The organism is Gluconobacter sp. ESL1110, assembly GCF_058107395.1.
This window is the reverse complement of sequence record NZ_JBYLUK010000008.1, coordinates 646,827-661,464: the sequence shown is the minus strand read 5'-3', so window position 1 is coordinate 661,464 and position 14,638 is coordinate 646,827. Positions and strand designations below refer to the sequence as shown.

Annotated in this window: 14 protein-coding genes; 3 read left to right on the top strand and 11 right to left on the bottom strand. The window is 56.2% G+C overall.

Annotated elements, in window-relative coordinates:
• Window positions 1-41 precede the first annotated feature (41 nt).
• Window positions 42-932, top strand: coding sequence for a glucosamine inositolphosphorylceramide transferase family protein (locus AC3B6F_RS11525; RefSeq protein ID WP_489824460.1), 891 nt, complete (start codon window positions 42-44; stop codon window positions 930-932).
• On the opposite strand, the gene AC3B6F_RS11520 is transcribed toward AC3B6F_RS11525, so the two are convergent.
• The 6 genes from AC3B6F_RS11520 to AC3B6F_RS11495 are packed head-to-tail and all read right to left on the bottom strand — an operon-like array spanning window position 898 to window position 6,694.
• Complete coding sequence (locus AC3B6F_RS11520) at window positions 898-1,998, bottom strand: glycosyltransferase (protein WP_489824459.1); 1,101 nt, start codon at window positions 1,996-1,998, stop codon at window positions 898-900. The genes AC3B6F_RS11525 and AC3B6F_RS11520 overlap by 35 nt on opposite strands.
• Window positions 1,995-2,750 carry an NTP transferase domain-containing protein gene (locus AC3B6F_RS11515; RefSeq protein WP_489824458.1) on the bottom strand — a complete coding sequence of 252 codons (756 nt, stop codon included), beginning with the start codon at window positions 2,748-2,750 and terminating at the stop codon, window positions 1,995-1,997. Before AC3B6F_RS11515 ends, AC3B6F_RS11520 begins: the two co-directional genes overlap by 4 nt.
• A complete protein-coding gene (locus AC3B6F_RS11510; RefSeq protein ID WP_489824457.1) occupies window positions 2,747-3,544 on the bottom strand; it encodes a sterol desaturase family protein in 798 nt (265 codons plus the stop codon). The genes AC3B6F_RS11515 and AC3B6F_RS11510 overlap by 4 nt, the downstream gene beginning before the upstream one ends.
• The gene (locus AC3B6F_RS11505; protein ID WP_034881260.1) at window positions 3,541-4,641 is read right to left on the bottom strand and encodes an LptF/LptG family permease; all 1,101 of its coding nucleotides are present in this window, start codon (window positions 4,639-4,641) and stop codon (window positions 3,541-3,543) included. Before AC3B6F_RS11505 ends, AC3B6F_RS11510 begins: the two co-directional genes overlap by 4 nt.
• The gene (locus AC3B6F_RS11500) at window positions 4,638-5,789 is read right to left on the bottom strand and encodes an LptF/LptG family permease (protein WP_489824456.1); all 1,152 of its coding nucleotides are present in this window, start codon (window positions 5,787-5,789) and stop codon (window positions 4,638-4,640) included. The genes AC3B6F_RS11505 and AC3B6F_RS11500 overlap by 4 nt, the downstream gene beginning before the upstream one ends.
• Window positions 5,786-6,694, bottom strand: a complete 909-nt coding sequence (locus AC3B6F_RS11495; protein ID WP_489824455.1) for a metallophosphoesterase family protein — start codon at window positions 6,692-6,694, stop codon at window positions 5,786-5,788. Before AC3B6F_RS11495 ends, AC3B6F_RS11500 begins: the two co-directional genes overlap by 4 nt.
• 124 nt (window positions 6,695-6,818) lie before the next feature.
• Here AC3B6F_RS11495 and AC3B6F_RS11490 point away from each other — a divergent pair, with 124 nt between their 5' ends.
• Both AC3B6F_RS11490 and AC3B6F_RS11485 read left to right on the top strand, forming a co-directional pair.
• The gene (locus AC3B6F_RS11490; protein WP_489824454.1) at window positions 6,819-7,769 is read left to right on the top strand and encodes a diacylglycerol/lipid kinase family protein; all 951 of its coding nucleotides are present in this window, start codon (window positions 6,819-6,821) and stop codon (window positions 7,767-7,769) included.
• Window positions 7,762-8,706: a hypothetical protein gene (locus AC3B6F_RS11485; protein ID WP_489824453.1), complete on the top strand. Its 945-nt coding sequence runs from the start codon at window positions 7,762-7,764 to the stop codon at window positions 8,704-8,706. Before AC3B6F_RS11490 ends, AC3B6F_RS11485 begins: the two co-directional genes overlap by 8 nt.
• A gap of 54 nt (window positions 8,707-8,760) precedes the next feature.
• Here AC3B6F_RS11485 and spt read toward each other — a convergent pair whose 3' ends face one another.
• The 5 genes from spt to AC3B6F_RS11460 all read right to left on the bottom strand — a co-directional run bounded on the left by spt (window position 8,761) and on the right by AC3B6F_RS11460 (window position 14,557).
• A complete protein-coding gene (gene spt / locus AC3B6F_RS11480) occupies window positions 8,761-9,954 on the bottom strand; it encodes a serine palmitoyltransferase (RefSeq protein ID WP_489824452.1) in 1,194 nt (397 codons plus the stop codon).
• Window positions 9,951-10,205: an acyl carrier protein gene (locus AC3B6F_RS11475; RefSeq protein WP_007282203.1), complete on the bottom strand. Its 255-nt coding sequence runs from the start codon at window positions 10,203-10,205 to the stop codon at window positions 9,951-9,953. The genes spt and AC3B6F_RS11475 overlap by 4 nt, the downstream gene beginning before the upstream one ends.
• 106 nt (window positions 10,206-10,311) lie before the next feature.
• A complete protein-coding gene (locus AC3B6F_RS11470; RefSeq protein WP_489824451.1) occupies window positions 10,312-12,120 on the bottom strand; it encodes a fatty acyl-AMP ligase in 1,809 nt (602 codons plus the stop codon).
• A complete protein-coding gene (locus AC3B6F_RS11465) occupies window positions 12,120-13,250 on the bottom strand; it encodes a hypothetical protein (protein WP_023945515.1) in 1,131 nt (376 codons plus the stop codon). The genes AC3B6F_RS11470 and AC3B6F_RS11465 overlap by 1 nt, the downstream gene beginning before the upstream one ends.
• Entirely contained in the window at window positions 13,247-14,557 is a 1,311-nt protein-coding gene (locus tag AC3B6F_RS11460; protein WP_489824450.1) for a lipopolysaccharide biosynthesis protein, read from the bottom strand. The genes AC3B6F_RS11465 and AC3B6F_RS11460 overlap by 4 nt, the downstream gene beginning before the upstream one ends.
• Window positions 14,558-14,638: the final 81 nt, after the last annotated feature.

Sequence of the window (14,638 nt, the reverse complement as noted above, 5' to 3'; positions counted from 1 at the left end):
GTTCTCGTTTTTCCCTGTTTGTATGTTCAAGGAGAGTCGGCATGCCGTTTCTGCGCACGGACCACTGGCGTTGTGCCATCATCCACGCTCCTCTGGCCGATCTGATCCGGGCAGGAAGCCTGAACGGATTTGAGGTTACAACGCTACCAGACATTGGAGATCACCGGTTTCTCGCAGATCCGTTTGGATTATGGCGTGGTGGAAGGCTGCATGTTTTTGCGGAAGCCTATGATTATCGCAGCCCGAAAGGCGTTATTGAGGTCCTGGTCTATGACAGCACCGGACGGCTGATCGAGCGTGAGGAAGTCCTGCGCGAAGATTGGCATCTTTCTTATCCCTATGTGTTCGAGCATGAGGGAGAGACGTATCTGCTGCCGGAAGCCAGTGCGTCCGGTCGATTGACTCTCTATCGGGCGACACAATTTCCCTTAGGGTGGGAAAAGGTCGAGGCGTTCGATTTCCCCGAAGCGGCCATCGACGCGACGCCTTTTTACCATGCCGGACGCTGGTGGATGTTCTGGACGCCTGCCGGTACGCGGGAAGAGCGTCAGTCCACGCTGTATCTTTCGGTGGCTGATGACCTTGTGGGGCCGTGGACCTCATTGGGTCTTTTCCTGAATGATAGAGCAGGCGCGCGCCCGGGCGGCACCCCCATCGTGGTCGATGGAGAAATTTTCCTTCCAACGCAGGACTGCCGCAGCACATACGGTCGTGGTATCCGTCTTTTAAAGATCGAAGGACTGGAACGCGGATTACCAAAGGTTACGCCCGACGCAGTTCTGGATGCGCCTGCCGTGCTCCGTCGTCGCTTCCCGGATGGTTTTCATACGCTGTCTGCCGCAGGGCAGGTGACTCTTGTCGACGTGAAGCGTGTGGGGTTTGGTCCCAAGCGGGACCTTATGAACGTGAAGCGTCGTCTGGGGCTGGGCTGAAGCCTGGCAGCCGGTCCAGAACCGCATTACCTTGTCGTAGGAAGGCGTCTGGGCCAAAGCGGTCCAGCACTAGCTTGCGGGACAAAGTGCCCATGGTATGCAGTTTCTTCGGCTGCATGATGAGTTCTGCAATAGCGCTGGCCAGAACAGGGGCATTGTTGAAGGGAACCACCAAGCCGGAGTGCCCGTCCTCCATTGTATGAGGGATCTCACCAGCCGGAGTAGCAATTACAGGCAATCCGCAGGTCATTGCTTCATGGGCGGCCACGCACATGCCCTCCCAATGAGAGGGCTGAACATAGAGATGCAGGGTTGGAAGAAAGCTGAAAGGGTCTTCACAGTGGCCGAGGAAATCGACTGGTAGTTTCTTGTCCTGTACGACCTTCTCAAGGGAGTCTCGTTCAGGACCATCACCTGCCAGTACGACCCGATAAGGCGGTAGATCCGGATGATCGCGGAGAAGATCCAGCGCCTCGAACAGTAGGTCATACCCTTTGACGGCATGGAGTCGACCAAGACTCCCGATCCGGATGATTTTTCCCTTCTTCCATGCTGCGGCTTTCGGGCTGGCGGGGTCCGCCCGGAAGATGGGCCAGGCCATGACCTTGCTTCGCAGGCCAAGACATTTGCGAGAGAAGCTTTCAACCGTAGGAGAGTCCGCAACCCAGAGGGCGGCTTTCCGACATAACAGGCGCAGCAGAATGCTGTTGGCCTTCTTTAGGCGGGCGGAGTGTTGCCAGTGAACGGCAGGGACGTCCAGCCTGTTGGCTGCCCGTTGGCCCAGAAGGGTTGCGCGCGTCAGGGACGTCCAGATCAGATCGGGCTGGAAAGCATCCATTTCAGCGCGCAGCCAGCGCCATGCTGCCAGATGGTCTTTCTTGCCGCCGGAGCGGACGTGGACCCTGATACCCTGCTTCTCCAGAACGGGGATAGCAAGACCGTCACGCTTCTCAAGGCTGAACACCGTGACTTCGCCGCCCCGACTTTGGAGAACGGAGATGATGTCAGGGATGGGAAGCTGCGCCCCTCCACATTCCAGAGAATTGATAACGTAGGCAATTTTCATGAGGATCGCTGTGCCAGAAGCTCTTCGGCCAGAATCAGATCGGCTGGCTTGTCGACATCCACGGCGGCCTGACCGTTCGACAAGGGTACAAGATGGACGCGTGCGCCTGTCAGAGTTTCGATACGCTGACAGAGTGCTTTGGAATCCAGACGGCCCAAGAGGGCACGAAGAAGGGTTCCGAACCCAAGTGTCCGTGCCATTTTTAGTGGGCGTTTACGGTCTTTCTGCAATCGCTTCCAGAGTTCTACGACGGCTTCGGCGCGTGGTGTTCCCATCCAGAAAAGATTGCACCCCGAAAAGCTCATATCCGACAGTCGGATATAGGTACGCTTCGTATTGGGAACATCACGTTCGACTGTCTCTTTGAGCGCAACGCCGACGGCCAGATCGCAGTCCTGAGTTTTTCCAAGAAATTCAGTGATCCATTCGGGCCGCAGCAGCGCATGGTCTGCCGTGGTGACAAGGCAGGGGGTACCGATGCGGTCTAACGCCTCAGCAACACTCTCACTGGGGGAAGCGGCGGCTTTCAGAATCTCAGCCGTACCAGCAATGTCACGGATGCGGTCGGGTGCTTCAATGCTGATGGTAATCGAGCCGAGATCCGGCGTGAGTGCGAGTGCTCTGAGAACACGCCCAAGCATGGGCTCTCCAGCAATGGGGAGAAGCGCTTTGTGAGACACTTTTCCGAGCTGGGCGAGAACGTCCCGTTCACCATCACGGGAACCGGCAAGAACCAGAACCGGAAGAGTCACGCCGTGCGACTGCGATCAGAGACAGGGCGAGCGCCGTCTGGGCGGTCCTTCGGCGGAGATCCCGTGAGATCCATCACCCAAGGGTAACGCTTGGCTTCTTCAATATCATAGCCGAGGTTGAAGACGTGCTGGCTGCGGGCGCGATCACGAGATTCACGATAGAAGCTGCCGAAAAGACGGTCTGGCACATAGTTCGTAATGCCGTAATTGCCGTCTTCATCGTGGAAATGATGCAGGACATGAAGCTGCTTGATATGCGCCACCCACTTCCAGCGTGGCTTGTAGGCCAGGTGCTGGATGCAGTGGAAGAACTCGTAAATGCACGTCATGACCAGCGCTGTGGAGAGAGCACAGAACGCACCGCTCCAGCCGCTGATGAGATACCCGATTGGCATGGTGATGATCGCCATTGTCGGAACCGTGTTGAGCGGTGAGCCGAACAGCACATCCAGAAGATGCGGGTCCTGATGATGATCGAAATGGATACGCTTCCACAGCGCCGCGGTCCAGTGGTTCCTGTACAGCCAGCGTCCATGGAGGATGTAGCGATGGATCATGTACCAGGCCAGAGGATACACGGCGATGACGACTGGTACAGGGATCAGTGTCTTCCAGAGACTGTGCGAGAAATGCAGGGCGCCGAAAGCGGCTGCAAGGATCAGCGCAAAATATAGCAGGATCGTCGGGTAGGTGAGATAGGCAATCCACAACTGGGGTAGCGACATCTTGCCAAGATCAAAACTGCGACCTGTGCGCAGGGACGACATGTTATGCCAGGGTTTGGACGTGCTCATTTTCCCTCCAGCCGCAGAATCCAGGTCAACCCGAGGAGGGCGCCCAGCAGCGGTCCCGCACTGGCCGCCAGTGGCGCGGCAAGCGTCCCGGCGTTTCCGAGTGCGGAAATCATTCCTTGCAGGATTACAAAACCCATCCCGGCCGCCAGTACATAGACCGGAAGTGGATTTCGAAGTCCTGCCCGTGGAGGGATATAGATCACTGGCAGCGCCAATAGAAGCATTACTGCAATCTGAAGAGGAAGAATAATCCCGCTGAACAGGGCCATACGATAGGTCGCACGCGGCAGACTGGCAGGCGCGCCCTTATGAAGAATAGCTCCGATCTGCGCTGGGGTAACAGCAGCATTGTCTTCGGAGAGGGTCATGATCATTCCGGGGGTAGCCGGGATATCGAAGCGATTGTCGCCTCCCGTTACTTTTACAAACGCACCATTATCCGTCAGCGTCAGATCCTGCGCCCCTGTAGGGTGCCAGAACTGACCATCGTAAGAGAGGGTGGCCGCATGCTCTGTGCCGGTCAGAAGACCTGTCGCATCCCGGTGATAAATCGTGACGTCCCGCAGGAACGATCCTCCGTGCGCATACTGTCCGATGCGCACAAGGGTCGGTCCCGCGCGAAACCAGAGAAGGCGTTTTGTCGGTGCATCTGGTTTTGCTGCATCCGGATCGGTTTTGTTCCACCACGTCGCAAGAGCATTTTCGCAGGGAGGAACAACCCAGTACTGAAGGGTTGTCGCTGTGAATCCGACAATCAGAACGGCTGGTAAAAGCCGCTGGTACAGACCTACGGTCGAGAGGCCGGATGCGCGAAGTGCGGCCATTTCCGACGAGAGCGTCATCTGCATGAGTAGAAACAGCGCCCCGACCATGAAAGCCAGCGGCATAATCTCTACACTCAGTGCAGGAAGATGCAGGAACGCAAATGTGAGGATACCACGAAAGCCCAGATTCCGGTTCAGAATGAGCGTCGTTTTTTCAAGGAGTGCCAGAATTTCGAGCAGGGAAACAAGGACTGCACCGCATAGCATGAAACGGCCCAGCAAGGAGCGGTTCAGATATCGGTACAGCACATGTTGTGGAGCATGTGCAGTCATGAGGGACGAACCAGCTTGCGACGCCTCCACGACCCGCGCGAACGGCGAAGAAGTGTGGCGGGACACGCGATACAGAAAAGGGCCAGAGGTACCCAGATGGCCAGCCAGATCGGAAGACGCCCTGTAGCTGCCAGACTATGGCCGAACATCAGGGTTTGATCGAATCCAACGAGAATGGCGGACACAGCGATCAGTCCCCAGACCGATCTGCGTCGCCTTGAGCCAATGGCCAGCGCTACTGCCAGAGGCGGGATGAAAGGAATGGCCAGAGCGTGCGCAACACGGAAATCCATTTCTGCACGAAGTGTGCGATATTCGATGCCGGGTACGCCGTATCGCAGATCATGCGCCAGTTCAAAGAGGGTCAGTTCGCGTTCGTCCGCGCCTCGGGAGCGGAAGGAGTTTTCCTGCGTCGGGCGATCAATGATGCGAACGACATGGGAAAAATGCGTAACTGTAGGTTTGAAATTTCCGCTGTTGGGGAAGGGATCATCAACGATTTCCCCATTCCATAAATCAAGCTGAGTGCTTTGAAGCTTGTTGGAAATGGTCAGTTCGCCTGTTTTTGCTGTGATGATGTGAGCAATACCGTTTTTGTTAACTTCCCGAATGAAGATCCGCTTCATCCTTGTGCCAGCATGGCTCACATTATCGGCTGTCATGACAGCCGTGCTGGATGTCGATGCGAACATGCCAGCCTGAAGGTGGGGCGCCCATCCCGTATGAGCGGCAAAATAGAAGCCTGCCCGATAATCATAGCGGGCAACAGGTTGGATATACCCATAAAGCAGGACGCTGGCAGCTCCAAGCGCCAGACCTACGAACATGAAGGGCCGACTGATCCGCAGAAGAGAAACACGCCCGGCCTCAAGTGCATCAATTTCGTTATGATCACTCATTCCACGAATGGTGAGAAAAACCGAAATGCAGAGCGCGGCGGGGATCGCAATTCCAAAGTAATGCGGAAGGAGGTCTGTCAGCAGCTTGATGCAGGTTGCCAGAGAACTGCCCGCGGAAGCCAGATAATCAAACAGAACCAGCAGCCGTTCCAGCAGAAGAGCGACCAGCATAGCAACGAGGGCAATGATGAACGGCGGTATCATCTGTGTCAAAAGATACCGGTCCAGAATGGTTGCGCGCTGCTTCATGCCTGGCTGTTCCGGGGGCGTACCCAGGATGCCTTTTCCGTAATCTGGCCATCTGGCTTACGGCGTGACATGCCAATGGCCCAGCCATCACCTTGCGGATGAATAACAAGGTGATTCCAGCAGGCCTGACGATGTTCGCGTTTGTCAGTGAGGGAGGCTGACGCTACGCCGAGTAGGGGAATATCTGTTCCGGGAATATGGGTCAGGGTCGCATCATGAGAATGTCCGTGCAGAACGATTTCCGCTCCCGTCCGCTTCAGAACCTGCGCAAACGCTCTGTAGTCGTGCAGCGATTTCCGCCAGGTTACCAAGCCGCGTCTTGGGGGATGATGAATCATGACCACGCGGCATAACCCCGCATTTCCAAGTTCGGTCAGGAGAATTTCAAGCCGTGCAAGCTGTCTGCGGCCAACCCGGCCATAGGCCATGAAAGGCGGCGTCGGCACGCCTGAATTCACGCCGATAACGGCTACCCCATTCTGAGTGCGGGCGTAGGGGTACGACGCGGCAGACCACGACTTCCATTGAAGGAGGCCTTTTTCGGCTGGCTGGCGAATCATGCAATCATGATTTCCAGGAATGACCATGGCGGTTGCCGGAAGCTGCTTCAGCCAGTTCGCAGCGAGGGCAAATTCATCGGGTGTTCCAAAATTCGTTAGGTCGCCACTGACCAGAATGGCATCCACATCATTTCTGGCAATGTCTTCCACGATGGCCGAGCAGGTTGCAGCCAGATGCACATGGCGTCGGTGCTTTTTCCAGGACAGAAGGCTCAGAGCCCGCTTGTTGAGAGCCTGAAGCCAATGCACGGGTGGTGGTGGAAGATGAGGGTCTGACAGATGGGCCAGCGTGACGGCACGCGTGTTCCGCGGACTGCGTGTTTCTGCGGGACGTGTATGGGACATTTGAGAAACGTGGCCTTAGTCAGTCTTTCCACCAGAAGGGAATACCCATATTCTGGTGGAAGCATCATAGCCGTGCTAGACCCGCCCGCATAGCTCCGAACATAACACGAAGAATTCCCTCATAGTGCGATTTGCTCTTATCCATAATGCTCGCAGCCGCAAGAACAGGCGCGGCGGCTCCGCCTTTGCTGCGGAAGCCAAGACTCTTCTGGGCGAAAATTTTGTTCCGTCAGACAGTCGGGAGGGCATGACGGAACATGTTCGCCATCTTTGCGAAAGGGATGTGCGGACGATCGTGATTGATGGTGGAGATGGCACTGTCAGTACAGTGCTGACAGCGATCGCTCGCGCCTATCCTGCAGACCGCTTGCCGGATATTGCTGTTCTGGCTTCCGGGAATACCAACCTGATCGCCAATGATGTCGGGTTCGGGCTGCGCGGGATGGAGGCGATCCAGCGCCTTCAGCAAGGGGCCGCCATGCGCTCCAGTATCCGTACGCCGATCCGGTTATCGTGGCCGCAGACAGATCGTGTTCCGGTTCTGGGGCTTTTTGGCGGCTGTACAGGGTATGCACGGGCCGTCAGGATTGCGCATTCCCCGACAGTGGTACGTTTCGCTCCCCATGATCTGGCTGTTGGCTTTACGCTGCTGAGTACCGTTGTCAGTCTCATGTTTCGTAAAAGCCGGGAAAGCTGGCTCGAGGGTGAGCCTCTCAGGGTTGAAACGTCCGGTCATGCCTATGATGGAAACAGCTTCATGCTCCTAACGACTGGCCTGTCCAAACTTTCACGCGGGATCTGGCCTTTCTGGGATGCAGAACCGAATGTCGAGGGGCTTCGCTACCTTGATGTCGGCGCTCATCCGGAAAATCTCTCACGCGCAACTGCTGCACTTCTGTGTGGTCGTGCACCCCGCTGGCTGCGTCGCCATCCGGACTATGTCAGTGGTCGGACGGATGACATGATGCTGACGACGAAAAGCGATTTCGTTCTGGATGGAGAGGTTTTTACTCCGTCCGAGCATGAGCAGATCCGCCTTGAGCGCGGACCGGCATTCCGTTTTCTCCATGCCTGACGCGCTTGAAAAGTTCCTGATCGGGGAACTGACGACCCCGGTTTATCCGGATGTCGTGGCTTTTGCGGACGCTTTGGCATTGGCTTGCCCGCAGGTGCCTCTTGGCGTTCTGTTTTACGGCTCTGTCCTGAGGACGGAAGACTTCGAAGGCATTCTCGATTTCTATATTGTCACGGAAGATGCCTCCGGCTTTACAGGCGGATTAATCTCGCGAACGGGCAATCTTCTGTTACCGCCCAATGTGCGTTATGCGGAGTTTAAGGCCGGACAGCGCACTTTACGTGCCAAGATCGCCGTTCTGTCACAACAGCAGTTTAAAGAGCGGACAACGCTCGGCACACTAGATACGACTTTGTGGGCCAGGTTTTGTCAGCCTGTCAGGCTCATCTGGGTGCGGAACGCCAAGGCAGCTGATACGCTGCTTGATCTGATTGCCCGATGCGTGACGACGGCGTCTTGCTGGGCGGCTCTTCTGGGGCAGCCGGGCATGACGGCTGTTGAATACTGGCAATCTCTTTTCGCGCGGACATATGCCTCTGAACTACGGGTTGAAAAGAAGGGGCGAGGGCACAGTCTGATCGCTGGTCAGGAAGAGCGGTTTGCTGCGATGCTTCCGCTGGGATGGGCGCGGGCTCATTTGCGTTACTCGGCTACTGGTAACAGGCTGGAACCCGTTTTGTCTTTCTCCGCTCGTAAGCGTGCGGCTCGACGATGGGCCCTGGTCGGACAGACAGGGAAACCTCGGAATGTGGTACGCTTGGTAAAGGCAGCTTTTACTTTTGAAAACGGCGCATCGTATCTTGCCTGGAAAATTCACCGCCATACAGGATTGGATCTCAACCTCTCCGAGGCGGAAAGAAAGCACCCACTCATATTTCTGCCTATTCTTCTGAAACGGATGCAGCGTTTAAGAAAGCAGTCTCAGACGCAAAACTGAGACACAAAAAAGGACCTCCGAAGAGGTCCTTTTTTTATGCCTGGATGAGCAATTTCAGGCTTGGAAGTGTTCTGCTACAGCCTTGAAAACGGCTGCGGCTTTGTCAATTTCCTCAGCGCTGTGTGCCGCCATGACGGAGCACCGCAGAAGGGGGCGGTTGTCAGGCGTTGCTGGCGGTAGCGACAGGTTTACGTATACGCCGTTTTCCAACAGGGCATTCCAAAAGCCAACGGCCTGCGGAATGGTCTCAAGCGTCACAGCCACGACCGGAGAAATATGTTCACCTGTCTGGAGTCCGGCAGCCTTTAAGCCTGCGTGAAGGCGGGCGGCATTTTCTTGCAACTTCACGCGCAGTTCCGGATGCGCTTCCATGTCGTCCAGAGCCGCAAGGGTTGCAGCAATAATTTCCGGAGGGAGGGATGCTGTGAACATGTAAGGGCGTGAGCACAGGCGCATCAGATCTACGCCGTCATGGTCCGTGATGCAGTAGCCACCAACCGTGCCCAGAGACTTGGAGAACGTGCCGACAATGAAGTCGATCCCGTCTTCACATCCCTGCATTTCTGCAACACCCCGGCCATGCTCGCCTAGGACGCCGAAAGAGTGCGCCTCATCTGCCATCAGGTAAGCGCCGTAACGCGTCTTGATGTCCACGAACTTGTCCAGCGGGGCGACATTCCCCGTCATGGAATAGATGCCTTCGGCAATGATCAGCTTCGCGCCCGGATGGTCTTTCAGGCGTGCAAGACGCTTTTCCAGATCGACCGGATCATTGTGGCGGAACCGGATGACCTGCGCGCCGGACAGCTTTGCGCCATCATAAATGCTTGCATGGCTGTCGGCATCGAGAAGCAGGACGTCGTCCTTGTTCACAAGCGCGGAGATCGTTCCCAGATTGGCCTGATATCCGGTCGAGAACACCATGCAATGCTTGCGGCCAAAGAAAGACGCAAGGCGCTGTTCAAGCCGCTGATGTAAGCCGAACGTGCCATTGGCAATTCGGGAACCTGTCGTGCCAACACCCATGGTACGGGCAGTTTCAATGGCAGCCTCAGCCGCGCGCGAAGACTGGCTAAGACCAAGATAGTTGTTCGTGCCGAACAGGAGTGTCTCCCGTCCTTCGATCAACCCTACGGTTGCCGAAAGCGGCCGTTCAATCACGACTTCAAAAGGATTACGGGGCGAGACCGCCGTCAATCCTTCATAAGCAGCGCGAAGTGCGGCATGTTTGGCAAAGATATCGATCACGCTTGGCTGGCCTTGAGAGTGTGCAGGCATGCTGCCAGATCGTTAATGGTCCGGATATCGGCCAGTTTGTCGAGCGGGACAGAGACGTCCAGCTCGTCTTCAATCTCCATGACGAAATTCATGACAGCGAGGCTATCGAAAGCCAGATCTTCGACGATCTTGCTGTTGCCATTGATGTCCCGCGGAACTTTCGGGTTGGCGAGCAGTTTTTCGATGATCATGCCGGAGATGCCGGCGACGCTGTCAGTCATGAAATTGAACTCTCGGTCTTCTGTGCAGTTTTGGGGACGCTTTATGCGTCAAAGCACGTCAGTCCGCTACCCCCATCTGTGCAAGGGGGAGCGGGCTGACGTTTTTTCAGGCTGCTGAACTTGTCTCTTGTTCCAGATCGAACTGACCCGAGAGAAGCATGGCCTTGGCGCGGGCACGCGTCAGCTTTCCGGAAGATGTCTGTGGCAGTGTGCGCGGGGGAACCAGAACAACTTTCACATCAACGCCGTGAAGGCGACGGAAAAGAGTTGTCACCTCATCACGCAGACTGTTGCGGTTTTCTTCTTCGGTGGCGCGGCATTGCACCAGAGCCACGATGTTCTCGCCAGTTTCGGTTTCAACCGAAAAAACAGCAACGTCACGGGAGCGCAGAGTGCTGATCTCGCTTTCGGCAGACCATTCAAGATCCTGAGGCCAGATATTGCGGCCATTGATGATGATGAGATCCTTGGCGCGCCCTGTGACAACAATCTGTCCGTTCAGGTGATAGCCCAAGTCACCGGTATTCAGCCAGCCATCAGCATCCAGAACCGCTTCCGTTTCTTCAGGGCGCCGGAAATAGCCACACATCAGGCTGGGACCACGCACGAAGACGCATCCGACATGGCGGTCAGGCAATACTTTTCCTGACGGATCGCGAACTTCGATTTCATGCTCAGGTAGAGGCTCGCCGCAGAGGACGAATGTTCGGAGAGCATGAGACGGGTCGTTGGAAGGCTGGGCAAGTCCATCCTTCTCCAGAGTCCGCAGGTCGATCGTATCGGTCTGGATGCCGGTGTCCAGTGGAGCAAAACTGATGGCGAGCGTGGCTTCGGCCATGCCATAGCTGGCAACGAAAGCGCGTGCATCAAAGCCATTTGAGGCGAAACGCTCGGCAAATCCTTCGAGGATATGATGGCGGATCATGTCGCCACCAATGCCTGCAATACGCCAGCAGGACAGATCCAGATCGGCCTGACCGCTACGGCGCGAGCACAGCTCGTACCCAAAAGAGGGGCTGTAGGCGATTGTGCCACGATTGCGGGAAATCAGATCCAGCCAGACATGCGGACGGCGTGCAAATTCGCGTGTCGGGAGAAGATCGACCGTCAACTGGCATGTCAGTGGCGTCAGGAAGAAGCCGACCAGCCCCATATCGTGATAAAGAGGCAACCAGGACACACAGCGATCATCGCGGGGATCTTCTGCCGGATGAACCTTCAGACCATCCCGGGCAATAGCACGGGCATTGGCCATACCGGCGGCCTGGGTGACGGAAACACCCATCGGAAAGCGTGTGCTGCCCGACGAAAACTGGAGATAGGACAGTTCTTCAGAGCTGATTTCCGGCAGATCGACGCTAGCCTCGGCATGGCGATGCAGATCGGCGGGAGAGCCGCCAAAGATCAGGTCCAGACCGTCCACGATATCGGACGTCCAGCTTCCAATGACATCTGGCACAACGACTGCGCGGGCTGCTGCCACCTGGATCATGCCACGAAGCGTGGAGACATAGCCTTCCTTGCCGCCAAAGGCGACCGGCAGGGGCAGGGGAGCAGGAACCAGGCCTGCATACTGACAGCCAAAGAAAATGCGGGCGAAATCGCCGTCGCTTTCCGCGACGATCGCGACACGGTCTCCGGGAGCCAGTCCGAGGCCCAGAAGGCGTCGGGCCATCGAAATCGCCTGTTCGCGCAGGACGCGGTAGGGCAGGGCTTCCAGAAGCTGTCCACGTCCGGAGTAGATGTTGAATCCACTCTCGCCCTGGGCTGCATAATCAAGCGCTGCGGCGAAGCTTGGGAAATCTCCGTACCGTCTGACCAGACCTGAACGGCTTGGCGTTGGAGCGGGATGGGCGATGGGGTTCTGGTTGTCCTCGGTCAAACCTAGACTAGCTCCATTGGGGTCGCCGGACATCAGGCGGCTTTCTGTAAAAAATCGACGATGGCATCCGCAGCAGCAGGTGCCGTAGGCTGTTCGCCTAGAGTTTCGAATGTCTCTAGTACATATTGACGCTGAATCTCAAGGAAACGTGAGTGCGTCTCAAACGCCTTAACAATTTCATCAGCGGGATGAGTGATATTATCCGTAACAGGCCCGAGCGTCCATGACTGATAATTCGGATTATTCTGCCAGTCTGCCTCATGAGCGTTCAGAAACAGACAAGGACGGGGTTTTATCATGAATTCTGCAACCTGACTGCTGACATCCCCGAGATAGAGATCTGCACCCATGGTGTAGGTCATATCGATGCTGCGTTGACTGCCAGGATCAACGATAAGGTGCGGAACACTCTCATAATCCCGTTTGAGGGCTTCTCCCTCATCACGATTATTGTCAAAGAGACGGAAGTGCGGCGCGAAGATCACATTGTACTGGTCCTGTCTGGCGAAGAAGTCCAGAAGGTCACGCCCCATGGCTTTCCAGGATGAGAAACGCTGTACGAAATGCGGGTTATACAGAACCGTTGGGCGATTATTGCTGAACAGCGGCTGTCTGCGGGCATGCATTCGCCGAACCAGATCAAATTTCGCGTATGTTCCACGATGATAAAATCCCGGACGGATAATACCGTTCTTCAGCATGCGGTCTTCGACTTTTCTGCCTGGCACAAGCAGGTAATCAAATTTCCGTAGATGCTGTGCAAAGCCGATAGCCCGGTCACCTGCGCCATGGCCTGTCCAGATCATGCGAGGTGTGCGCACACCCATGTTGCGAAGCTGCAGGGAGGTTGCTTCAGGGACGATGATTGCTTCGAAGCCACGGAAATACCGACGTGAAAAGAAAAGGCCCAGAAGTCTGTCCAGTACACGGAGGCCCTGAGCTTCGATGCGGTGGCGCAGATTCTCCGAAATGGGGAGAAGATCGAACTGAACCCGCGATTCCGGGTAGAGGGCTGCCAGTGAGCGGGCCAGTTCAAGATGGCTGCTGGTCAGGCAGGCAACATGCACGGATATTTCAGGGTACCGCGCGGACATTTCGAGCGCGATTGGCAGGGCATGCAGCGTCTGATGACGCTGTGCAATCAAGGGAAAGACGACTTTCATAGTCCGTTTGCCGTCCGCAATGTAGGGGTTCGAAGGACAAGGAAAAGCTGCAGACCGATCAGGAGTGTGACGCCCAAGAGAGTCATGGGGCCCACACCGTCCAGTCCATAGCGGCGAACAACCAGTACCAGACCAGGGAAAAACACGAGGCAATCCAGAAGGCGGACAGAAGTGGCCGCCCCCGAGCGATTGGTTGTGAAAAGCAGAGGCTCCAGCGGAAGCCCCCAGACAGCGACGACTTCTGCAGCAAGGAGCCACAGGATCACGGGGAGTGTCTGAACCGCTCCGCTATGGCCAATATAGAGTTGGAGAAGTGGTTTTCCAGCCAGTAGCGTCGCAATCAGCAGGCATGTGCCAATGCCGCCGGCTGCCAGAGCTACCTGAAAGGTTAGTCGATACAGGCGGGTCATGGCATGTTCACGCCACAAGCGGGCCATTTCAGGGTAAACCGTTGTCTGTATGATGGAGGCCGGTTTGGCGATGCCAGAAGCAATCTGGCTGGCGATGCGGCAGTAGCCCGCACTGGCGGGTCCCGCATAGGCCCCGACGACCAGCGTTCCGATATGATTGAAAGTCAGGGCCAGAGCAGAATTGAGGTTCGTTGCCAATGCAAACCGCCGGAGGCCCGGGTGGGTGCGAAAAAAAAATCCGTTGGCAAGATCCGGCAGAAGCTTCCAAAGTTCCGTAGGGAGACCTCGGATCAGGTTCCGACGCATCAGTTCACGCAGGGCCATGACGCTTAAAGTGGCCCACGCAACAACTTCCGCTAAAATCCATACTGTAGCGAGCGCCATGACGGATGCGCCAGTGAAGGTAAGTGCGGCTGTGCCGATCACGCGGACAATTGTCGCAGCTACTCCCTGAATGGAAATCAGATCATACCGGTTAAAGACGCTGAGTAGTCCTGTCGGGGTCGCTGAGGCCATGAAGAGGATCGAAACACAGAAAATGACACCTATGACATGAATTTCCGGAGGCCACCCCAGCAGCGTCATGCCTGACAGGCTGATGGTGATGCCTCCTATACAGCCTGTCAGGCCGCCAATGCCATCCAGTAGAAAACTGAACGCTACAACGCGCTGGAAACCGGAGAAATCTCCATCAGTCAAAGGATGTAGTCCATATTTCAGAACCGTTTGCCAGGACTGGAAATCTACGAGATCACTCATTGTCCGTGCAAATGCGTACATCATGGCGACCAAGCCAAATCCATGACTGCCCAGGAGGTGAGTTGCCAACCAGATGTGAACGAGGCTGAGCGGGGCATTGATGGCGCGCCCTCCCAAAAGAACGCTCACATTTTTCATGACACGCCGGCCGCCGACCGCTTTTAGTGGCTGTAGAGACGGTTGTTCGTCCGACATCAGGGGAGGGAAACTTTCATCACT